The organism is Pseudomonas fungipugnans (assembly GCF_029955235.1).
In the GTDB taxonomy this organism is placed as follows: domain Bacteria; phylum Pseudomonadota; class Gammaproteobacteria; order Pseudomonadales; family Pseudomonadaceae; genus Aquipseudomonas; species Aquipseudomonas fungipugnans.
On sequence record NZ_JARBWL010000001.1, the window covers coordinates 2,427,081 to 2,449,612 of the forward strand.

Below are 22,532 nucleotides of genomic sequence, written 5' to 3' on the forward strand. Positions count from 1 at the left end.
ACCCGCTATCTCGTCCTCCCACAGGGGTTTGGTGTGTAACAGGGGAATTGGGGATTACAAAAGATTCGGCACCGCCGCCGGATCGATCTGCGCCCAATGCGAAGTGTCTTCGCGATGCGCCTGCAAGTACGGCAGTACTGCCGCCAGCAACGGCGCCTTGAACGCCTCCTGGAAACGATGGGCCAACCCCGGAATCAACTTCAATTGGCTGCCATGAATATGCGCCGCCAGATGGATGCCATGCATCACCGGCAACAGCGGATCGGCGGTGCCGTGTACCACCAGCGTCGGCACGCGCAGTTGATTGAGCAGCGCCACCCGGCTCGGTTCGGCGAGGATTGCCATGATCTGGCGCTTCACGCCTTCGGGGTTGAACGCGCGGTCATAAGAGGCCGCCGCCTGTTGCAACAGCATTTGCCGATCATCGTGCACCTGCGGGCTGCCAAGCGCGGCGAGCAAGTCCGCTTGCTGTTCCAGCGCCACTTCGCGATTCGGCGCGCTGCGACGCGACAACAATTGCACCAGCGCCGCACTCGGTGCCGGCAAGCCTTCGGCGCCGGAGCTGGTCATGATCAGGGTCAGGCTCTCCACTCGCTGCGGCGCCATGGCCGCCAGATGCTGGGCGATCATCCCGCCCATGCTCGCGCCCAGCACATGGAATTGCTCGATGTGCAACGCGTCCATCAGCCCCAGCGCGTCGTCGGCCATGTCCGTCAGCGTGTACGGCGCCGCCACCGGCAAGCCGAGTTTGTAACGCAGCACTTCGAAGGTCAGGTTGGCGCTGGCCGGAGCCTGGCGCCAGGTGGACAGGCCGACATCGCGGTTGTCGTAACGAATCACCCGAAACCCCTGCTGACACAGCGCCACGACCACTTCGTCCGGCCAGTGGATCAGCTGTCCTCCGAGCCCCATCACCAGCAGCAACGCCGGGTCCGAGGCGCGGCCAATGCTCTGGTACGCCAGGCTCACCTGCGCCAGATCGACGTGCTCGGTCGGGACGTTGACATCGCACCGCGAAGCCGCAAACGACGGCAGGCCGAACAGCAGCGCGGCCAGAAAAATCACTCGTGATAAAAACATGAAAAACACCGAAACGCAGAACCCCAGTAGAGCGCGAGTCTGATGAACTTTGTTGTGGCGCGCTGCCACAGTTGCGTGACAGTTTGATGAAGATTGCCCAGCGGTACGTGGGGCGCTCTGACGGTCGGGTAACCGGCTAAACGTTCAGCCCTTGTCGACAGCACGCTTACCATGAGACAAACTCACTCTTTTTGCCTTTATCACAAATTTTCCTCATGGAGCCCCCGGTGCTTGAAATTCGTCACCTGAAGACCCTGCACGCCCTGCGCGAAGCCGACAGCCTGGTGGATGCCGCCGACAGGCTGCACCTGACCCAGTCCGCCCTGTCCCACCAGTTCAAGGAGCTGGAAGAGCGCATGGGCATGCCGCTGTTCGTGCGCAAGACCAAACCGGTGCGCTTCACCAGCGCCGGCCTGCGCCTGCTGCAACTGGCCGATGCCACCCTGCCGCTGCTGCGCGGTGCCGAGCGCGATATCGCCCGGCTGGCCGGTGGCACCGCCGGGCGCCTGCACATGGCGATCGAATGCCACAGTTGCTTTCAGTGGCTGATGCCAACCATCGACCAGTTCCGCGATGCGTGGCCGGAAGTCGAGCTGGACCTGGCGTCGGGCTTCTCGTTCGCCCCGCTGCCGGCCCTGGCGCGCGGCGATCTGGATCTGGTGGTGACGTCCGACCCACTGGAACTGGCCGGCATCACCTATGTGCCGCTGTTCACCTATGAAGCCATGCTCGCAGTGGCCAATCAGCATCGACTGGCGAGCAAGGCCTACATCGTCCCCGAAGACCTGCTGTCGGAAACCCTGATCACCTACCCGGTGGAGCGCGACCGGCTGGACATCTTCACCCGCTTCCTGGAACCGGCAGACATCGAGCCGGCACAAGTGCGAACGTCGGAGCTGACGGTGATGATGATGCAACTGGTGGCCAGTGGTCGCGGCGTGTGTGGCATGCCGCACTGGGCGCTGCATGAATACAGCTCACGCGGCTATGTGAAGGCCAAGCGGCTGGGGGACAAAGGCCTGTTCGCGACGCTGTACGCCGGCATCCGCGCCGACATGCTCGACGCGCCGTACATGCGAGACTTTTTGCTGACGGCGAAAGACACGTCGTTTTCGACGTTGGATGGGGTGAGTGCGGTGCGTTAATTCGGATAATCGGGGCAACATGGAACAAATGTGGGAGCGAGCTTGCTCGCGATAGCAATGGGACCGTCAGCATCTGCGTTGAATGCTCAACCGCTATCGCGAGCAAGCTCGCTCCCACAGTGGTTTTGTGTGGGTGTCAGATTTCGCGCCAGAGGTGAAGTACGGTGAAATCAGACCTCGCGCCACATGTGGATCTTGTCGAAATACTCCTCGCCCACCCGCACCGCCAGCGGCTCCAGGCCGTACTGGATGAAGCCGCAACGCTGATACAGCTTGACCGCGGCATCGTTGCCAGCCGTGACGGTCAACTGGATCAGCCTCAGGCCCTGATGGTTTTGTGCTTCAGCCAGAGCGGCCTGCACCAGTTCAAATCCAAGCCCGCGCTGGCGAACCTTGCCTGATACGTACATGCCAAACAGTGTCGCCTTGTGCCGGGCCTTTTCCCGGGGTTCAAAGGCCAGGCCGACGATACCGGCCAGCACCCCGTCTTCAAAGGCACCGAGTACCCGATCCAGCTTGCTGCTCAGGCGCGCCTCCCACCAGCTCAACGGCATGACCGCCCGTTCACGCACGCTGGAGGTGAATGCCTGCGGGTGCAGCTCATAGGCCTCAAGCATCAGTGCCCGATACTCCAGGGCATGGCTGGCGTCCAGTCGTTCAATCCACATGTTCAAGTCGCCTTGGGTTGTTCAAACATCAACCATACGGCCAGATCATTCAGCCAGAACGGATCAAGCCATCGCAGTCAACGAAGCCCGATAAAACGGCAGGATCACGTCCCGTGTCAATGGCGCCAGGACGACATTGCCATCGGTGGCCGGATCGATCCAGATCACCTCTTCAATCTCGGCGGCCGGGGACACGTCTGAATGGATGGTCAGTAAAAACAGCTCGGCCTGTACGACAAAACCCGGCTCATTGACGGCGGGCGCCGAGAACTGACCGAGGAACGTCGCCTGCGCCGGGTCAATCTCCAGACCCAGCTCTTCGTCCAGCTCACGGGCCAACGCGTGGGCAGGCCGCTCAAAAGACTCGATCTTGCCACCCGGTTGCATGAACGCCTGGGTGCCGCGTTTACGCACCAGCAGCGTACGGCCATCAGGGCCGATCAACAGGGCGCAGGCGATGCGGATGAGATTGGGTGCAGCGGTGGTTGAAAGAGGCATGGATGCAGAGGGACCTTGGTGAAAAAGACGCAAGGATCACATGGGGGTTGGCCGCTCGTCACGCTGAAACAATTTCTGCATACCTGTACCGCACTCCCTGTGGGAGCGAGCTTGCTCGCGATAGCGATGGGTCAGCCTACATAGATGTTGGATGTCAGGCCCTCATCGCGAGCAAGCTCGCTCCCACAGGAGAACAGTGCAGATCAGGACATTCAACCCACCTCCAGAATCCCGCCCTCCTCTTCCTCCGGCACTTTCACGAATACGCTGTACTTCGCGCCTTCCATGGATTCGAAGGCAATCAACTTGTCCACCAGCGGCCCGTTCAGCACCTTGCCGGCGTTGAGCAGCAGCATGCCGTTGTCGGCGTTGAGGTTGCGCGCCAGGATCATGCCTGGCGCCAGTTCCCGGGTGGTCAGCACCTTGACCGACGGATCGGCCAGCGTCACATCGCTGAGGAACGCGGCGCAGACCTGAATGAAGTCTTCGATCAGGTCCGGGTCATAGAGCCGGCCGGCGTACTGGCGGATATACACCAGCGCCTCATCGCTGTTCATCTGCCGCTCCAGGATCAACCCGCGCTGCAACTCGATGAAATCCACCGCCAGTTTCAACAGCCGTGAACCGAACGGGATCGCTTCGCCCTTGAGCCGGTCGGGGAACCCGCTGCCGTCCCAGCGCTCCTGATGGTGCAGGATCAGACGAGCGGCGTCTTTCATCGGGTCGAGGGTCATCAACAGTGACTCGCTCTGCTTCGGGTACGCACGATAGCGGTCGCGGTCAATATGATGCAGCAGGTCCGAAGGGGTGATCATCATGCTGTCGGTCCAGCTCAGCTTGCCGATGTTGTAGAGCGCGGCGGCCATGGTCAGGTCGCGGCTGCTGCCCTCGTCCAGCCCATGGCGTTTGCAGTACACCCGCACCAGTTCGATGATCTGCCGGTTGGTCTGCTTGGCCGGCGGCAGACGCAGGTTGGCCAGCAACGAAAACACCTCGGTGCCGGTGACGTAGCTGTGCTTGAGCTCCTCGTAGGCCAGGTCCAGCATGTCGGCGGTCTGTTGCAGCTCGGCCGTGCGCGACACCACGTGTTTTTCCAGCGTGGCATTGAGGGTTTTCAACTGCTCGTTCTGCAGGCGGGTCAACTTCAACAGACGCAGGCGCTCGCGCTCGGAGTGCTGGAGCTCCAGAGCCTGGCGCAAGGTCAGCAGCAGTTCTTCGTCATTCCAGGGTTTGCTGATGTAGCGATGAATCTGGCCTTCGTTGATGGCCTTGATGATCGTCGGCAGGTCGGCATAACCGGTCAGCAAGATACGCGTGGTGGCGGGATGGCGCTGATGGATCTGCGCCAGCAGCGTGGCACCGTCCATGCCGGGCATGCGCGCGTCGCTCATGACCAGGTCGACGGGATGCTGCCCCATGATTTCCAGCGCCTGGGCACCGCTGCTAGCCAGCAACACATCATAAGGCTGGCCGCGCAGCAGGCGGCGCAGGCTACTGAGAATTGATTCCTCATCATCGACCAGCAGCACCTTGGGCTTGTCGATTACGGACGAGGGTATTTGCTCTTCCATGGCGTTACCTCAAGTAAAACGGGCAAATTCGTCGCGACAGGACTCGGCCAGACATCCGCTATTACCGGAACATGGCCTACAGGCTAGATGATTTTTGCCCCGACCCGGAAAATGATTACGGCCAACAGGCAGGGTGAAGTCCTGCCGAACGACTATGCTCAGTTCACTCGGATCCATAATCTGTACCCGTTCGGCCAGGTGATCAGGGAAAAGGATGCCCCTATGAGCACACGCAAACCCACTGCTGCCTGTTCCGGTGCATGTCGATGAACACGCTGTTGGCACGGGCCAATCGGCGGATCCTCATCGTCGACGATACCGCCTCGATTCATCAGGATTTCATCAAGATCCTCAGCCCGTCATCGACCGAAGACGAACGCCTGGACAGCGCCGAGATGGCCCTGTTCGGCACCACGGCGGTGGCTGCGCTGCAAAGTTTCGTGCTGGAGTCGGCCTTTCAGGGCCGCGAGGCGCTGGACAAGGTCGAGACCGCCCTGGCCAATGACTTGCCCTATGCCATGGCGTTTATCGACATGCGCATGCCTCCGGGCTGGGACGGCCTGGAAACCATCGAACGGCTGTGGCAGGTCGATCCCAAGCTGCAAGTGGCGCTGTGCACCGCCTATTCCGATTACTCCTGGGAAGATATCGACGAGCGCCTGGAACTGGGCGACCGTCTGCTGATCCTGAAAAAACCCTTCGATGCCATCGAAATCCGCCAGATGGCCAGTGCATTGACCGCCAAATGGCAGATGACCGAAGACGCCGCGCTGAAGATGTCGTTGCTTGAGCAGGCTGTCGAAGAGCGCACCCGGGAGTTGTCCGACGCCAACATCATCGTGCAGAACAGCCCGACCATCCTCTACCGGCTGCGCGGCGAGCCCTCGTTTCCGCTGATGTACATCTCGCACAACATCACCAAGTACGGCCATGTCGCGGCGGACCTGGTGGCCTCGGCCAACTGGGCCAAGGAGTTGGTTCATCCCGACGACCACGCGGTACTCGATTCGGCCATGGCCCGGGTCCTGGACCGCCATGCCGTCGGCGCCTCTATCGAGTTTCGCATGCGCACCGGCGACGGCGGCTGGCGCTGGGTCGAGAACCGCTATATCCCGGTGCGCGACAGCGAAGGCCGGTTGCTGGAAGTCGAGGGCATCGTCATCGACATCACCGAGCGCAAACTGGCCGAAGAAAAAATCGCCCTGCTCGCCCGCACCGACGGGCTGACCGGGCTTGCCAACCGCGCCACCCTGATCGACCGGCTGCACCAGGCCTTCGCCGCTGCCCGGCGGGGCGCCGCTGCGTTCGCCATTTTTTACCTGGACCTGGATCACTTCAAACGCATCAACGACACCCTCGGCCACCCGGTGGGCGATCTGCTGTTGCAGGAGGTGGCGCGGCGGATCAAGGCCTGCGTGCGGGAAAACGATGTGGTCGCCCGGCTGGGCGGTGACGAGTTCGCCATTCTGCAACTGGACGTCAGCGACCCGACCCAGTCAGCCGCCATGGCCGCCAAGGTCCGCGATGCGCTGGTGCTGCCTTACTCCCTGGACGGCAACGATGTGCGAGCCTCGGTCAGCATCGGTATCAGCAGTTGCACCCCGGACACCCTCAGCGCCGAAAGCCTGCTGACCCAGGCCGACATGGCGTTGTATCGCTCCAAGGAGCAGGGCCGCAATCAGTACCACTTCCACTCCGAGGAGATCAATCAGGAAGTGGTGGAGCGCATGGCCATCGCCAGCGACTTGAAAGCCGCCATCGAAAACGGCGAACTCGAACTGCACTACTGGCCGGAAGTGGATCTGAGCAGCGGCAAGATTCTCGGCATGGAGGCGCAGGTCAGCTGGAACCATCCCGAACGCGGTTTGCTGGATGCCCCCGCGTTTCTGCCGGCGGCGGAAAAGACCGGCACCATCGTTGTCCTGGGGCATTGGGTGCTGGATCAGGCCTGCCGGCAGATGCGCCAGTGGCGAGACGAGGGCATGGCGCCGCCGGTGATTGCGATCAAGCTGTCGCTGGCCCAGCTCAAGAGCGGGCCTGAACTGATCTACGACGTGTTGCGCACCACCGCGCGCTGGGAACTTTGCCCCTGGGACCTGCGTTTTGACGTCACGGAGGCGACCCTGGCGCAGACCAAGTGGACCCACAACGATGTGTTGCCACGCTTGCGCGAGTTGGGGGTGAAGATCGCCATTGACGACTTCGGCACCGAATATTCGTCGTTCGACTACCTCAAGACCTACCAGGTCAACCACCTCAAACTCGCCCAATCGTTTCTCGACACCGCCGCCCGGGACCCGGCCAGCGCAACGACGCTCAAGGCCATCATCAATTTCGCCCGCGACGTGGGGATCGGCATCATCGCCGAAGGCATTGAAACCCAGGAGCAACGCAGTTCGCTGATGGCCACCGGTTCGCCGATGAACGCCCAGGGGTATTTCTTCAGCAAGGCCGTCAGCAGCCAGCAAGCCGCCGAGCTGCTCAAGGCCGGCAGCATTTTGCCCGGACCGGGCAGCCCGCGGCAGCTCACGGAGGATGAGGAATGAGAACCGCATCCGTGCGAACCAACCGGCGCATTCTGATCATCGACGACACGCCGTCGATCCATCAGGACTTCCGCAAGATCCTGGGCCCCGATACAGAGGGCGAAAAGACCCTGGCCGGCGCTGAAGAAACGCTGTTCGGCACCCCGGTTCGCGAGCGCCTGACCTTCCAGCTCGACTCCGCCTATCAGGGCCAGGAAGCACTGGAACTGGTCAAGCGTGCCCAGGCCGATGGCCGCCCGTACGCACTGGCGTTCATCGACATGCGCATGCCGCCGGGCTGGGACGGCCTGGAAACCATCGAACAGCTGTGGAAGGCCGATCCACACCTGCAAATCGCCTTGTGCACCGCCTATTCGGATTACAGCTGGGAGGCGATGGCCGAACGCCTGGAGTTCGGCGATCAGTTGCTGGTGCTGAAAAAGCCCTTCGACAGCCTGGAGATCCGCCAGATGGCCAGTGCCCTGACCTGGAAGTGGCAAATGGCACAGGACGCGGCGATGAAAGTGCTGAGCCTGCAACAGACCATCGAAGCCCGGGTGCATGAACTGCTCAAAGTCTCGCACCTGCTGCAATACGACGTTCTCACTGAGTTGCCCAACAGTACATTGCTTGGCGACCGTCTGAACCAGTCCCTGGCCTTGTCCCGCCGCCACGACAAACAACTGGCGGTGATGTTTCTGGGCCTGGACCGCTTCAAGCGCATCAACAATGCGCTGGGGCATCCGGCCGGCGACGAGATGCTCAAACGGATCGGACAGAACCTGGTGACCAGCGTGCGTGAATCCGACTCGGTGTTTCGCTACGGCTCCGACGAGTTCGTGGTGATCCTGGCGGATATCCACCATCCGCAGCAAACCCGCAGCATTGCCGAAAAACTCCTGAATGCCATCCGCGCCCCCCAGCACATCGCCGGCCACGACCTCAGCATGACGGCGAGTCTGGGCATCAGCATTTACCCCGAGGACGGCCTGGACGCCATCGAACTGATCAAGAAAGCCGAAACCGCAATGCGTAACATCAAGGAGAACGGACCGAACGATTTCGGTTTTTTCATCGATGACATGAACCAGCGCGCACGGGAACAGCAGAGCATTGAATCGGGGATCCGCCAGGCGCTGGAGCACGATGAATTTGTCCTGCACTACCAACCCAAACTGGACTTGCGAACCGGCCAGGTGGTCGGTGCCGAGGCGTTGATCCGCTGGCAAAAACCGGGGCACGGCTGGGTGTACCCCTCGGACTTCATCAGCGTTGCCGAAGACAGCGGCCTGATCGTGCCTCTGAGCAAATGGGTACTGGCCCAGGCCTGTCGCCAGGCCCGCACCTGGCAGGATGCCGGGCTGGCGAAGATCTGCATGTCGGTGAACGTGTCGGCCATCGACTTTCGCCAGCGGGACTTTGTCGACGGCATCGAACAGATCCTGCAGCAGACGGGCCTTGAACCGGCGCTGCTGGAGCTGGAGATCACTGAAGGTGTGTTGATGCAGAACGTCGACGCCACGGTGACGGCGCTGCACCGCATCAAGGCCTTGGGTGTGCGCCTGGCTATTGATGATTTCGGCACCGGCTATTCCAGCCTGAGTTACTTGCGGCGCTTTCCCATCGATGTGCTGAAAATCGACCAGTCGTTCATTCGCGGCCTGAGCAGTGACAGCAACGACGCCGCGCTGGTCAGCGCCATCATCAGCCTGGGCAAGAGCCTCAAGCTGACCATCATTGCCGAAGGCGTGGAAACCCTCGAACAGCTGGACTTCCTCAAGGCTCACCACTGCGAAGAAGGCCAGGGCTACTACTTCAGCAAAGCGGTGGAGCCGGATGCATTCGCGCAGTTCCTGTCGGCTACACAATTGCGGCCATCGGCCGATACATGAATACCGGGCAACACCATTGCACCCAACCGCCAAGGAAGCCGCCGATGCTGACTTACCGTGCCGCCCTGCTCTGGGTATGTACCCTGGCAACCTGGCTGACAGCCGTTGGCGCGCCGCTGGATGAACCTCTCAAACCCCTGCCCCCGGTGCCACAGCTCGACCCTCTGCGGGTCGAACTCGGTCACCGGCTGTTCAATGAACCGCGCCTGTCGGTCAACGCCAACCTGTCCTGCGCCAGTTGCCACCACCTGCAAAGCGGTGGCGCCGATGACAAGCCGTTTTCCATCGGTGCCAACGGCCAGCCGGTGACGGTCAACACCCCCAGCGTGTTCAACGTCAGCCTGAACTTCCGGCAGTTCTGGGATGGCCGGGCCGACACGCTCAACGCCCAGGTCCACGAATCCATGCAGAGCCCCAGCGAAATGGGCAGCAACTGGGAACATGTGGTGCAAACCCTGACCGCCGACCCGACCTGGAAAACCGGGTTCGCCAACGCCTACCCGGACGGCGTGACCATGGACAATGTGCAAAATGCCCTGGCGACCTACGAGCGCACCCTGCTCAGCAGCAACTCGCGCTTCGATCAGTACCTCAAAGGCAATACCGACATTCTGACCCTCGATGAAAAATACGGTTACCAGCGCTTCAAGGACTACGGCTGCATTGCCTGCCATCAAGGGGTGAACATCGGCGGCAACATGTTCCAGAAGTTCGGGGTCATGGACGACTACTTCAAGGCCCGGGGCAACCCCGTCGACACCGACCTGGGTCGCTACCTGGTGACCAAGGACGAAGACGACCGCAACGTGTTCAGGGTTCCGAGCCTGCGCAACGTCGCGGTGATCGCACCGTACTTCCATGACGCTTCGGCCAAGACGCTCGAAGACGCAGTGGATGTGATGTTCAAGTTCCAGCTCGGCCGTATGCCCTCCGCCGATGACAAGGTGCTGATCATCAAATTCCTCAAGACCCTGACCGGCGAATGGGAGGGCAAACCCTTATGAACCGTTCCCCCCGTCGCAACATGGCACTGCTCGGCGTCGTCGCCTTGCTCCTGGCCTCCACACTGCTGTTTCTGTACCTCAAGTCCAGCTCCGGCCAGACCTCGACCTACACCGAATCCCGGGACCTGATTGGCCGGATGAAACAGCTCAACGCGCAGTGGGACACCGAGATTCTCAAGGCGCGGATTGCCATCACTCACAACTACGATCCCCTGGTCTTGCCCCTGATCGAAATGACAAGACTGTGGAGTCGCTTCGACAGCATGGAGTCGAGCCACGGCCGCGACGACTCTCTGATCTGGAGCAGCAGCCACGACGCCTATCTGGCCGCCATCGCAGAAAAGACCCGGCTGGTGGAGCAATTCAAATCGCACAACGCGGTGTTGCGCAATTCACTGGCGTTCCTGCCCACGGCCGAAGACGACATTCAACAGCCGCTGGCCGAACTGGTGGACGGCGACAAACTGCAACTGCAGAACATCGCCACCGACACCTATGACTTGCTGCTGAGCAGCATGGAGTTCGCCCAGGTCACGTCGGACGACAAGGCCGCCGAGATTCTGGTGGGCCTGAACAAACTGGCGGTCAACAAAACGCGCCTGCCGGAGCAGTTCCACGAGCCGATCGACACCCTGAGCAACCACATTGCGCTGATCGTGCGCGAGCAACCGAAAGTCAATCAGCTGCTGGACAGCATCGAAGCCATACCGCTGTCCGAACGCCTGGACGACATCACCGGCCTGTTGAACAAGGATCAGCAAGAGGTCGATGCGGTTGACCAGCGCTATCACTTCTACATGTTGTTGTTTTCCACGTTGCTGGTGCTGCTGCTGGTGTACCTGGCCATTCGCCTGATGCGCAGCTTCGCCGAGGTCCATCAGGTCAACAAAGCCCTGCACACCGTCAACGAAGAACTCGAACAGCGCGTCGAAGAACGCACCCGCGAACTCAAGGACACTCAGAGCGAACTGCTCGACACCGCGCGCCAGGCCGGCATGGCCGAGATCGCCACCAATGTGCTGCACAACGTTGGCAACGTGCTCAACAGCGTGAACATTTCCGCCGACCTGGTCACCCGCAAACTGCGCGCCAGCAAAGCCCTGGGCCTGGGCAAAGCCATGCAGCTGATCAACGACCACTCGCACGACCTGGGCCGCTTTCTGACCGAAGACGAGAAAGGCAAGTTGCTGCCCGGCTACCTCAATCAACTGGTGGAGGCCATTGCCCTCGAACAGCAAGGCATGAGCGACGAGCTGGCGCAACTGACCAAAAGCGTCGACCACATCAAGGACATCGTCGCTACCCAGCAATCCTATGCCGGCGCCAACAGCCTGATGGAACCGGTGCGCATCAGCGAGCTGCTGGAGGATGCCCTGCGCATGAATTCCGGCGCCCTGACCCGGCACCACGTCACGGTGGTCAAGGAGTACGCCGACGTGCCCCAGGTCATGGGTGACAAACACCGGTTGCTGCTGATCCTGATCAACCTGATCAGCAACGCCAAATACGCGATGTCGAACCTGAGCAACCGTCCGCGCCAGATCACCCTGGGGGTGAAAATCATCGACGACACGCTGCTGCAAGTCAGCGTCAAGGACGACGGCGAGGGCATTCCCGAGGAGAACATGACGCGAATTTTTGCCCACGGTTTCACCACTCGCAAGGACGGCCACGGCTTCGGCCTGCACAGCTGCGCCCTGGCCGCCATCGAGATGAACGGCCACCTCACCGCCCACAGTGACGGGCCCGGAAAAGGCGCTCTTTTCACGTTGCAAATCCCCCTTAAAACCGTCGCAGGTGACGCATGAGCAGCCCTTCCAACCGACGGATTCTGTTGATCGACGACACACCGTCGATCCATGACGACTTCCGCAAGATCCTCAACCCGCCCACTGAGCAGCAAGCGGAACTGGACGAAATGGAGGCCGCCCTGTTCGGTGCCGAAGCGAAATCGGCCAGTGCCCTGTTCGAACTGGACTCGGCCTATGGCGGCCAGGAAGGCCTGGGCAAACTGACCCAGGCGTTGCAGGAAAATCGCCCCTACGCCATGGCCTTCGTCGACATGCGCATGCCGGATGGCTGGGACGGCGCGCAAACCATCGAACATTTGTGGCAGGCGGACCAGCGCCTGCAGGTGGTGGTGTGCACCGCCTATTCCGACTATTCATGGGACGAACTGCTGGATCGTTTGAAGGCCCATGACCGGCTACTGATCCTGAAAAAACCGTTCGACAACATTGAAGTCCAGCAAATGGCCAACACCCTGCTGACCAAATGGGAAATGACAGAACGGGCCAGCGTCCAGATGGATCATCTGGGGCAAATGGTCGAACGCCGGACCCGGCAGTTCAAGGAAGCCAGCGTCGAATTGCAACGGGAAGTCGACGAACGCAAACAGCTCGAATCGCAGCTGGTGCAATCGGAAAAACTCGCCTCACTGGGGCAACTGGCCGCCGGTGTCGCCCACGAAATCAACAACCCCATCGGCTTCATTTCCTCCAACCTCGGCACACTGGACGGCTACTTCAAGCAACTGCAGGAAATGCTCGATGCCTATCGAGAGGCCGAAGAGGCCATTGCGTCGGGCGAGGTCATTGAACGTCTGGGCCAATTACGCGATCGGGTCGAACTGGACTTCCTGCGCGAGGACATTCCGCTGCTGATCAAGGAGTCCAAGGACGGCATTGGCCGGGTCGGGCAGATCGTCAAGGATCTGAAAGACTTCTCCCGAGTGGATTCCAGCGAGCATTGGCAGTGGGCCAACCTGCAACAGGGCATCGAATCGACCCTGAACATTGTCGCCAGCGAGCTCAAGTACAAGGCCGACGTGGTGAAGCAGTATCAGGAGTTGCCCGAGATCGAGTGCCTGGCGTCGCAAATCAATCAGGTGATCATGAACCTGATCGTCAACGCATCCCAGGCGATAGGACCGGAACGCGGCATCATCACCTTGCGCACAGGCGTTGAGGGCGAAAACGTGTGGATTGAAGTGCAGGACACCGGCTCCGGTATCGAGCCTCACAGCCTGCAAAAAATCTTCGACCCCTTCTTCACCACCAAGCCGGTGGGCCAAGGGACGGGGCTGGGATTGTCGCTGTCGTACGGCATCGTGAAGAAACACCGAGGAGAGATTTCGGTACGCAGCGAAGTGGGCGTGGGCAGCACATTCCGGGTTGAACTGCCGGTGCGCCAGACCGCCCCGACAGCAGGCTGAACACAAATCAACCTGTGGGTGATAAACCTGTGCGAGCAGGCTCGCTCCCACAGGGTTTCAGGTCAGGCGACGTACTCAGGTGGCCTCTTGAAAATCCATTTCCGGCGGCTGCCGACGAAAACCACCGGTCAGCACCGCCAGGTACACCACGCCAATCGCCAGCCAGCTGAGGCCCAGGTAAATAGCCAGATGATCAAGGCTGACCATCAGCCACAGATCCGCGACCAGCCCGATGAACGGAAACAGCAGGAACAGCACAAACGCCCGTGCCCCACGCGCTTTGCCGCCAATCCAGTAATGAAAGATCACCGACAGGTTCACCAGGCTGAACGCCAGGAAAGCGCCGAAGTTGATGAACGAGGTCGAGGTGGTGACGTCCAGTTTCAGCGCCAGCAACGCCACCACCGCGCACAACAGGATGCTGTTGACCGGCGTGCCGAAACGCTCATGCAAGGTGCCGAAGAACGACGTTGGCAACACACCGTCGCGGCCCATGGCGAACAGCAAACGCGAGCCACTGGCCTGTGCCGACAACCCCGAGGCGAACTGGCCGACAATCAAGCCGATCAGGAAGATCGAGACAAACAGGTCGCCGCCGATGTTGCGGGCAATTTCATAGGCTGCCGAATCGACGTTATCGAACTGGAACGAGGGGTGGGCGATCTGCACGAAGTACGACACACCGACGAAAATCATCCCGCCGATCAGGGTGATCAACATGATCGCCCGCGGGATGGTGCGGCGTGGATCGCGGGTTTCTTCGGTCAGGGTGCTGACCGCGTCAAAGCCCAGGAACGAATAACAGGCAATGGCCGCGCCGCTCATGATCAGCGGCATTTGCATGTCGCCGTTGAAGAACGGTTTGACCGTCCACAAGGGCGTGCTCGCATCACCGCCAATGTAATGAACGCACAGCACGACGAAGGCGATCAGCACCAGGAACTGCACCAGCATCAGCAAGGCGTTGATGCCATTGGCCAGTTTCAGGCCGACGATGTTGATGGCACTGGTGATGCCGATGAACGCCAGCACCCAGATCCACTGCGGCACCGCCGGGAAGGCCGAGTTGAGGTAAGCGGCACCGATCAGCCAGATTGCCATGGGCAGGAACAGATAATCGAGCAACACCGCCCAACCGGCGATAAAGCCGAGTTTGGGGCTGATGGCCTTGCGCACATAGCTGTAGGCCGAACCGGCAACCGGGAACGCCGAAGCCATGCGGCCGTAACTCATGGCGGTGAAAAACATCGCCACCAGGGCCGCCAGATAAGCCGCCGGGACCATGCCGGCGGTGGATTGAGCGAGGATGCCAAAGGTGCCGAGCACAATGATCGGCGTCATATAGGCGATGCCAAACAGCACCACCGACCCCAATGACAGGGTCCGTTGCAAACGAGCCATGAGCGACTACTCCGAAATATTATTGGATTTATGGCAGAGCCGAGTTCGGCGCAAATTTATGGGTGTTGCGGTTGTTGTTCTGGTTGCACGGTCAAACAGGTGTGTCGTCTGTCAGGGCCTCTTCGCGAGCAAGCTCGCTCCCACATGTGATCTCTGTCGCTCACAAATTCTTTGTCCACTGAAGATCCCCTGTGGGAGCGAGCTTGCTCGCGATGAGGCCAGTACAAGCGACCAATCAATCCGGATCAGTTCGAAGGAATCAGCAACTCCCGAAGCCCATCAGCATGCTCGACAATCGTCCCCGGCAACTTCAGCCGCTGGTCATCCAGATACCGATAATCCTGGCGCGCCGCCGCCAGCTGATTCAGATCCAGTTCAACCGCAAACTGCCCCTCATCGCGCCCGGCCTCGAACAACAACGTCCCCAGCGGATCCACCAGCGCACTGCCGCCGGCAAACAACAGCCCGCCATCGCCCGCCCCGACCCGGTTGACCATCAGCGCAAACGTCTGATTCTCCTGGGCACGGGCCATGATCGCGGTGCGGTGGGTCGGGCCATACGGGTCCATGTTGCCGTTGGTCACCAGCAGCAACTCAGCCCCCAGTTGCGCCAGGGCGCGGGCGGTTTCGGGGAATTCGATGTCGTAGCAAATCAGCAACCCGACCCGCACACCGTTCCACAGCGCAGTGGCATAGCGGTCGCCCGCCTCGTACACGCCGCGATCCGACGCCCACAGGTGGGTCTTGCGGTATTTCAGGGCGATGCCTTCAGGGGTGATCAACAGCGTGGTGTTGTAGAAACGGCCGTTGTCGTTCTCGGCCGTACCGATGACCACCGCGATATTGCGTTCACGGGCCGCCGCGATAACCGCACTGACCGTCGGCCCGTCCAGCGGCTCGGCAATCCCGGCCACGGTTTCGGCCGAGGGAAACCCCATCAGGTGCGATTCCGGGAACATGATCAGCTGCGTATCGGCAGCGCACGCGGCGATGGCCGTCAGGGCACGTTGCAGGTTGTAAGCCGTGTCGTTGTCACGGCCCGCCAATTGGGCGAATTCGACTTTCATCGGGAGTCCTTGTCATGCGCGCCGGGCGGGGAAAGATTGCCCGGTCGCTGTCTGTGCGCCAGTATGCGCAGCAAGCAACCGGCCAGGGAATTACGCGGCAGGGGTAACCCGATAGGGGTAGAGGCATGACACTTTCGCTGGACGACATCACCTGGCACCGCTCGGTCGGGCAACTGATCGACGCGCTGGACAAGCCCAATTTCTGGGCACAGCTGGTGCGTTTGCTGGATCAGTACGTGAGCTTCGACAGTTGGGTAGCGCTGCTTTTCAGCGCCGACCGCCACCCGCAAGTCTTCGCCGAATGCCCTGGCATCGACGGCAGCCCGGACCAGTTATTTCAGGATTACCTGCGCGGTCTTTACCTGCTGGACCCGTTCTACATCGCCTGCCGCGAACAGTCGCACACCGGCCTTTATCGCCTGTCGGAAGTCGCGCCGGAACACTTTGAGCTCACCGAGTATTACCAGCGCTACTTTCGTCTGAATGTGGTGGCCGACGAAATCCAGTTCAATTGTCAGCTCGAAGGCGACCGCACGCTGTGCCTGTCACTGGGCAGCAAACAGCGTTTCAGTGGTCAGCAGATTGCCTTTTTGTCGTTGATCCAGCCGTGGGTACTGGGCCTGTTGCGCCAGCGCCTGCCCTATGAGATCAACGAAACCGTGGCGCTGGCCTCGCCACCGCCGCAGGCCGACTGGCGGGTGCAACTGGAAACGTCGGTGCAGCAACTCAAAGGTGCGCAGCTGACCGCTCGGGAACTGGACGTCGGGCGTTTGATGCTCAGCGGTTGCTCCAGCAAAGAAATCGCCCGTAAGCTGCAAATCTCTGTAGAGACCGTGAAAGTCCATAAGAAACACATGTACAGCAAGCTGGGGATCAAGTCCCAGTCCGAGCTGTTTTCGATATTTCTTCAGGCGCAGAGTGCCTGACCGGTCAGAGGAATGCTTTTCTGTGGGAACGAGCCTGGTCGCGATAGCGCTCAGATATTCAACATCGCCTTTGAATATCAGGCCCTCATCGCGAGCAAGCTCGCTCCCACAGGGACTGTAAATGCCTGCACCCGCTGCGCCGAAAACAACCGAGTCCGAACCCAGGGAAACCGTATGAGCCTGTCACTCCTGAGCCGCTACGCCTTCTTTGCCGCTTGCGTGATCTTCACCCTCACCAGCCTGCCATTCCTGCAACACGACTGGCTCTGGCCAATCACCGCCGTTACCGGCGTGCTCAGCCTGCTGGGTATTTTCGACCTGCTGCAAAGCCCTCACGCGGTGCGCCGCAACTACCCGATCCTGGGCAATATTCGCTACCTGGTAGAAGGCATTCGCCCGGAAATCCGCCAGTACCTGCTCGAATCCGACAGCGACGCCCTGCCCTTTTCCCGGGCCCAGCGTTCGCTGGTCTATTCTCGCGCCAAGAATGAAAGCGCCGACAAACCGTTCGGCACGCTGATCGATGTCTATCAGTCGGGCTTTGAGTTCATCGGCCATTCCATGCGCCCGGCGCCCCTGACCGACCCGAGCAGCTTCCGGGTGATCGTCGGCGGCCCACAGTGCACCCAGCCGTACTCGGCGTCAGTGTTCAACATCTCGGCCATGAGCTTCGGCTCGCTGAGCGCCAACGCCATCCGCGCCTTGAACCAGGGCGCCAAGCTTGGCAACTTCGCCCACGACACCGGCGAAGGCAGCATCAGCCCCTACCACCGGGAAAATGGCGGCGACCTGACCTGGGAACTGGGCAGCGGCTACTTCGGCTGCCGCACCGCGGACGGCCGTTTCGACCCGGAGCGCTTCGCCGCCCAGGCACAGACGCCGCAAGTGCGGATGATCGAAATCAAGATGAGCCAAGGCGCCAAACCGGGCCACGGCGGCATCTTGCCCAAGCACAAGGTGACCCAGGAAATCGCCGACACTCGCGGCATCATGATGGGCGAGGACTGCATCTCGCCGTCACGCCACAGCGCGTTTTCCACACCCATTGAAATGATGCACTTCATCCAGCAACTGCGAGAGTTGTCCGGCGGCAAACCGGTGGGCTTCAAGTTCTGCCTTGGTCATCCGTGGGAATTCATGGGCATCGCCAAGGCCATGCTGGAAACCGGCATCCTGCCGGACTTCATCGTCGTCGATGGCAAGGAAGGCGGCACCGGCGCCGCTCCCGTGGAATTTACCGACCACATCGGCGTACCAATGCGCGAAGGACTGCTGTTCGTGCACAACACGCTGGTGGGCCTGAACCTGCGGGACAAGATCAAGCTTGGCGCCAGCGGCAAGATTGTCAGTGCCTTCGACATCGCCAGCGTCCTGGCCATTGGCGCCGACTGGGCCAACTCCGCGCGCGGCTTCATGTTCGCCATCGGCTGCATCCAGTCGCAAAGCTGCCACACCAACAAATGCCCGACCGGCGTCGCCACCCAGGACAACTTGCGCCAGCGTGCACTGGTGGTGCCGGACAAGGCTCAACGCGTGTTCAACTTCCACCGCAACACCCTCAAGGCTCTGGCGGAAATGCTCGCCGCTGCCGGGCTGGAACATCCTTCGCAGTTGTCGGCCAAGCACCTGGTACGGCGCATGTCGGCCACCGAGATCAAGCTGTTCTCGCAACTGCATGTGTTTCTGAAACCGGGGGAATTGCTCACTGGCGAAGTGAATGGCGAGTTCTATTCGCGGATGTGGCAAATGGCGCGGGCGGATAGTTTTGAGGCGAATGAGGTGGCAGCAGCGTAAGGCGTTGTTGAGCGCCAGCCTCTGGGGGGGCTGGCGCAGCGTCAAGATTTACATGGGCTCGCGCCTCCATGGTCAGCATCCTTTTGCGCCCGACCAATCACATAAAGTCGCAACTCCATATCCCCGGCATCCTCGGCAAACAAACACTGCCAGTTATCTGGAAACAGATTCTTATCATCCGCCTGGGCCGTTGCGGTTATCCACCATAGCCGTTTTATATTCGCGGGTAATTGCCTAAGGTCTTCGAGAAAAACCTTGTCGCGGTCCTGGTACATCAAGGTAGAAGCACCATAACCATTGGGTCGGTTATCGGTGCTGCCATCCGTAGAGGGGTCATACAACAAGGGGTAAATGCCGGTGCGACTGTAATACACCACGGTTAACCACCAATAACCGCCATCCACGACAAGACCATCGCCGGCAATGGCGCTCTCGTTGACACGAGCCACCATGTCATCCAGCGGATGGCTCGCCTCGTTGCGCGGGTCATCCAGATCGTCGCCCTGTTGATAAACAGTGTTTAAACCGACGCACTGAATACCCAGCAACACACACACGCACATGACCGCCAGAATAAAGTGTCGACGCGCCACTCTCACAATGGCCAGCGCCAACACCATGGGTATCCCCATCGCGGCAAAGGCCATGTAGCGCTCGATAAACATCGGGAACTTGAAGGAGATCAAGGCAATCGCCACTAGCGGGAAAAACGTGTAGATCAACAGTAACAACCCTGACTTCAATCGGCCGTTTTCCTTGAGCGCCACCCAGACCGTCGCCAGCAGCACCAGCGTGGGGAGCGCCAGATAAAGCGCGACCGGCAACTCCTGGTTGTCGCGTACGGTTAAAAACCGCCAGATCGAAGAAGGCACGGTATTCAGGGTCATCGCCGGAATCCAGAAAATATCGCCGCCGGCCTTCAATTGCTCCGTATGCAGAAAAACTTCACTGACCAGGCTGATCAACCAGGGAATATAAAGAATGGATATCGCTACATACGTCATCCATAGCCCTGGACGCGACAGGTAGTGCAATGTCTTGTCCCGTTGAAACCGCAAAATCACCAGATACAGGAAATGCGACAGCGCACATAAAATAGCGAGGTAGTGTGTGTACAGCGCGGCAGACATCAATAACCCATACGCCAGCAGGTATCGGCTGCGCAGGCTCATCAACCAATAAACCAGAGCGATAGTTGCACCCAGCAACCAGACGGTTTCCAGGGTGTACATACGTGCTTCTTGACTGTATCGCACGGATATCGGCAATAGCGCGATCAACAGCCCGGCCAGCATTGCGGTTCTTGATGTACTGATCAGTCGCATGAACCACATGCTCAGGACGACCGTTATGATCCCCGCCACTGCGCTCATTGAACGTATAGCCAACACCCCGTCGCCAAAAACGGTGATCCATAGATGCAGCAGTAAAAAATAACCGGGTGGATGAACCTCGTGGCCCATGTGAAACCAGATTGCTTGCGGCGAGAGAACGCTCACCAATGCTGAATAGGCTTCATCGGTCCAGAAATAAGGGACGCTGATATTGTGCAAGCGCACAGCGGTTGCCAGCAGCGTAATCAACATCCAGCCGGTAATTTCCAGTCCCGAGCGCCGAAAAACAAACGAGCCCTTCATGGTTCACGCCCGCGAAACACGAAGAACTTCGAAAAAAAGAATCCGGTCACCAGGCTCAACAGTGAAAACGCCGTCACCGTTATCAACCCCTGGATCCGCCATGTATCCGCGACACGGCCAAAGCCATAACTCATGGCGCCCATCACGCCAATGAACATCAGGTAGCCAAAAATCGAGACCTTGGCATCGAAGGTGTACAGCGAATTGACATAAAAAGAGAACGACGCGGCCACACAAAACGCTGCAAAGTTACTGGCTGCCTGGCTGAATTCGACGCCTACCGTCAGCACGAAAAAGATCTGCCAGTGGATCAGCGTATTGGCCACCCCAACAACGGCGTAACTGGAAAACCCTTTCCACAACGCTTTCATCCTGACTCCTGGTTTACCACCCGTTTCCTCTGAAGCTAGAGCTGTGACCAGAGGCTGTCTACTGTCAGAAATAACAGGCTGGCCACTATTCCAGACCAGTGGTCTCTGGCCTGCTTCTCCTTACCAATGAAGTTCGGTGATCCGGGGCGGTTCTTTAATGACAATAAACCCGTAATCACCCCGCAGATAAATCCGGTAAAACTGGCTGTCCACCAATGCTGGATAACCCTGATACCCCACCCGCGTCGCGTTGCGCCGCTCCCTTTCGGCCACCACGTTGGTGATGCCGGCCTTCGGCAGGTTCTCAGCCAGCATGTAGAAGTCGACGTTCAGTAGATAGCGCAGCACAGGCATTTGCTTGAGTGAAGCCTGCGCGCCCACCAGCCAGTGATCGGAATAACTCACCGACAGATAAATACGTTTGGCATTACGCAGGGCCGGGCGCGATGCGATGTCGTAACTCAGGGTGCTCAAGGCCTGGGTGGCGAAAGCCTTCTGAATGACCAACACCCGTCCATAGGCGTAGGACAGCGAAAGCATGGCCAGCAACGGTATCAACAAGAGCATCGGCAGGCGCTCATGCAAGGACGCCAACGCCAGATGGCTGAGGTAGAAGAGCAGCACCAGCAATACGCCAAAGCCCATCAAGGTCCGGGCGCCTTCATTGAAATCCCGGAAAAACAGGGCCGCCCCTGACACCAGCAGCACTATCGCCAGCACGGCGAGCAGGCACAGCAGGCCGATCACGCTCTTTTTCAGGCCGCTGTCCTGACGTTCAACAATGCGTCGCCCGACCTGTAAGCTGCCAGCCACCGCACACAGCAACAACCCGCCGAAGACCCAGCCAAAACCACCGTGAAACAGCAGCACCACTTTTTCCAGCACCCTGCCCGCATTGATCTGCAGTTGCAGCAACAGGTCAGCGGACCCGTTCAGTACGTCCGTGCGCTGCTGATTCATATAGGCATACGCCGTGACGTAGTAGATCAACCAGGCGAGCCCCAGCTGTAGCGCTTTCCAGCCAATCAGGCGCAAACAGTCGGGCCAGGGCAGTTTGTCGTTCGCGCCCCGCAGCAGCTCCAGGCAGCACAACCCGACAAACACATTGATACTCAGCTGATACAGCCCAAGGGCCAAGGCTATCAGCAGTGCCGGAACGGCTAACTGCGAGACGCGGGAGCTGGCGCGATAAGTGATCGCATAAATCACTGCCACCAGACTCAAGGTCGTGGCCGGCCCGTCGTATTGATAAGACAGGTTCTGCAGGAAAAACGGGTTGTAACCCAGTGCCAATACCACCAGGCATCGGGAAAGTGTCGGCTCGGCAAAGTAATGGAACGTCAGGCGCGTCAGTGCCCCGGCCATGGCCAGCGTGGAAATCAACAGCGGCAGAGGGAAAATGTTCGGCGCGGCGCCGCTAAAGGTCAGCCAGTTGTACAGCCACTGAGTGAACAGACGGCCTTCTTCTGCCCAGTTCATCCCGGCGGACAGCAAGCGCCAGTTATCATCGATGTAGGGGTAATCGGCCAGGATCAGCGGGAGGATGAACACAAACAGGGCGATCAGAAAAAACAGCCAGACCTGGCGCTCGCCGAGTTCTTTGTTGATCCAATCACCCATCTTCATGACGGTGCTTCCCAGATGCCTGCCCTTGACCCATAAAGCTGTAGCCCATCAACGGCCATCAATCGTGAGGCCGTGCGTTTTTTAGACAGGCGGCTCTCCAGCGGGGCTGGTCC

17 protein-coding genes are annotated in these 22,532 nt (G+C 59.9%); 8 read left to right on the forward strand and 9 right to left on the reverse strand.

Annotation, left to right across the window (positions count from 1 at the left end):
- Positions 1-54: 54 nt before the first annotated feature.
- Positions 55-1,080: an alpha/beta fold hydrolase gene (locus POF45_RS09945; protein ID WP_259496270.1), complete on the reverse strand. Its 1,026-nt coding sequence runs from the start codon at positions 1,078-1,080 to the stop codon at positions 55-57.
- A 227-nt stretch (positions 1,081-1,307) separates the two neighbouring features.
- On the opposite strand from POF45_RS09945, the gene metR reads away from it, so the two are divergent.
- Positions 1,308-2,225 (forward strand): transcriptional regulator MetR, encoded by a 918-nt coding sequence (gene metR / locus POF45_RS09950; RefSeq protein WP_259496271.1) that lies wholly within the window; start codon positions 1,308-1,310, stop codon positions 2,223-2,225.
- A 170-nt stretch (positions 2,226-2,395) separates the two neighbouring features.
- Here metR and POF45_RS09955 read toward each other — a convergent pair whose 3' ends face one another.
- From POF45_RS09955 to nosR, 3 genes are all read right to left on the reverse strand, one after another.
- On the reverse strand, positions 2,396-2,893 hold the full coding sequence (locus POF45_RS09955; RefSeq protein ID WP_282315594.1) for a GNAT family N-acetyltransferase: 498 nt from the start codon (positions 2,891-2,893) through the stop codon (positions 2,396-2,398).
- 63 nt (positions 2,894-2,956) lie between these two features.
- Entirely contained in the window at positions 2,957-3,391 is a 435-nt protein-coding gene (locus POF45_RS09960) for an NUDIX hydrolase (RefSeq protein WP_282315595.1), read from the reverse strand.
- 212 nt (positions 3,392-3,603) lie between these two features.
- Positions 3,604-4,962, reverse strand: a complete 1,359-nt coding sequence (gene nosR, locus POF45_RS09965) for a response regulator c-di-GMP phosphodiesterase, NosR family (protein ID WP_259496274.1) — start codon at positions 4,960-4,962, stop codon at positions 3,604-3,606.
- 260 nt (positions 4,963-5,222) lie between these two features.
- On the opposite strand from nosR, the gene POF45_RS09970 reads away from it, so the two are divergent.
- From POF45_RS09970 to POF45_RS09990, 5 genes are read left to right on the forward strand one after another with little or no spacing between them, the layout of a single operon-like run.
- Complete coding sequence (locus tag POF45_RS09970) at positions 5,223-7,508, forward strand: EAL domain-containing protein (RefSeq protein WP_259496275.1); 2,286 nt, start codon at positions 5,223-5,225, stop codon at positions 7,506-7,508.
- Entirely contained in the window at positions 7,505-9,379 is a 1,875-nt protein-coding gene (locus POF45_RS09975) for a putative bifunctional diguanylate cyclase/phosphodiesterase (protein WP_259496276.1), read from the forward strand. The genes POF45_RS09970 and POF45_RS09975 overlap by 4 nt, the downstream gene beginning before the upstream one ends.
- 44 nt (positions 9,380-9,423) lie before the next feature.
- The gene (locus POF45_RS09980; RefSeq protein ID WP_259496278.1) at positions 9,424-10,383 is read left to right on the forward strand and encodes a cytochrome-c peroxidase; all 960 of its coding nucleotides are present in this window, start codon (positions 9,424-9,426) and stop codon (positions 10,381-10,383) included.
- On the forward strand, positions 10,380-12,191 hold the full coding sequence (locus tag POF45_RS09985; RefSeq protein ID WP_259496280.1) for a HAMP domain-containing histidine kinase: 1,812 nt from the start codon (positions 10,380-10,382) through the stop codon (positions 12,189-12,191). The genes POF45_RS09980 and POF45_RS09985 overlap by 4 nt, the downstream gene beginning before the upstream one ends.
- On the forward strand, positions 12,188-13,597 hold the full coding sequence (locus tag POF45_RS09990) for an ATP-binding protein (RefSeq protein ID WP_282315596.1): 1,410 nt from the start codon (positions 12,188-12,190) through the stop codon (positions 13,595-13,597). Before POF45_RS09985 ends, POF45_RS09990 begins: the two co-directional genes overlap by 4 nt.
- A 75-nt stretch (positions 13,598-13,672) precedes the next feature.
- Here POF45_RS09990 and POF45_RS09995 read toward each other — a convergent pair whose 3' ends face one another.
- Both POF45_RS09995 and POF45_RS10000 read right to left on the reverse strand, forming a co-directional pair.
- Positions 13,673-14,998: an APC family permease gene (locus POF45_RS09995; protein WP_282315597.1), complete on the reverse strand. Its 1,326-nt coding sequence runs from the start codon at positions 14,996-14,998 to the stop codon at positions 13,673-13,675.
- A gap of 245 nt (positions 14,999-15,243) precedes the next feature.
- Positions 15,244-16,065: a carbon-nitrogen hydrolase family protein gene (locus POF45_RS10000; protein ID WP_282315598.1), complete on the reverse strand. Its 822-nt coding sequence runs from the start codon at positions 16,063-16,065 to the stop codon at positions 15,244-15,246.
- Between the two features lie 125 nt (positions 16,066-16,190).
- Between POF45_RS10000 and POF45_RS10005 the strand changes: the two genes are divergently transcribed.
- Positions 16,191-16,991, forward strand: coding sequence for a helix-turn-helix transcriptional regulator (locus POF45_RS10005; RefSeq protein WP_282315599.1), 801 nt, complete (start codon positions 16,191-16,193; stop codon positions 16,989-16,991).
- 174 nt (positions 16,992-17,165) lie between these two features.
- Entirely contained in the window at positions 17,166-18,785 is a 1,620-nt protein-coding gene (locus POF45_RS10010) for an FMN-binding glutamate synthase family protein (RefSeq protein ID WP_282315600.1), read from the forward strand.
- A 41-nt stretch (positions 18,786-18,826) separates the two neighbouring features.
- Here the strand turns inward: POF45_RS10010 and POF45_RS10015 are convergent, their stop codons facing one another.
- The 3 genes from POF45_RS10015 to POF45_RS10025 form a co-directional block, all read right to left on the reverse strand.
- The gene (locus POF45_RS10015) at positions 18,827-20,422 is read right to left on the reverse strand and encodes a glycosyltransferase family 39 protein (RefSeq protein WP_259496289.1); all 1,596 of its coding nucleotides are present in this window, start codon (positions 20,420-20,422) and stop codon (positions 18,827-18,829) included.
- Positions 20,419-20,793, reverse strand: a complete 375-nt coding sequence (locus tag POF45_RS10020; protein WP_282315601.1) for a GtrA family protein — start codon at positions 20,791-20,793, stop codon at positions 20,419-20,421. The genes POF45_RS10015 and POF45_RS10020 overlap by 4 nt, the downstream gene beginning before the upstream one ends.
- 120 nt (positions 20,794-20,913) lie before the next feature.
- A complete protein-coding gene (locus POF45_RS10025; protein WP_282315602.1) occupies positions 20,914-22,419 on the reverse strand; it encodes a glucosyltransferase domain-containing protein in 1,506 nt (501 codons plus the stop codon).
- Positions 22,420-22,532: the final 113 nt, after the last annotated feature.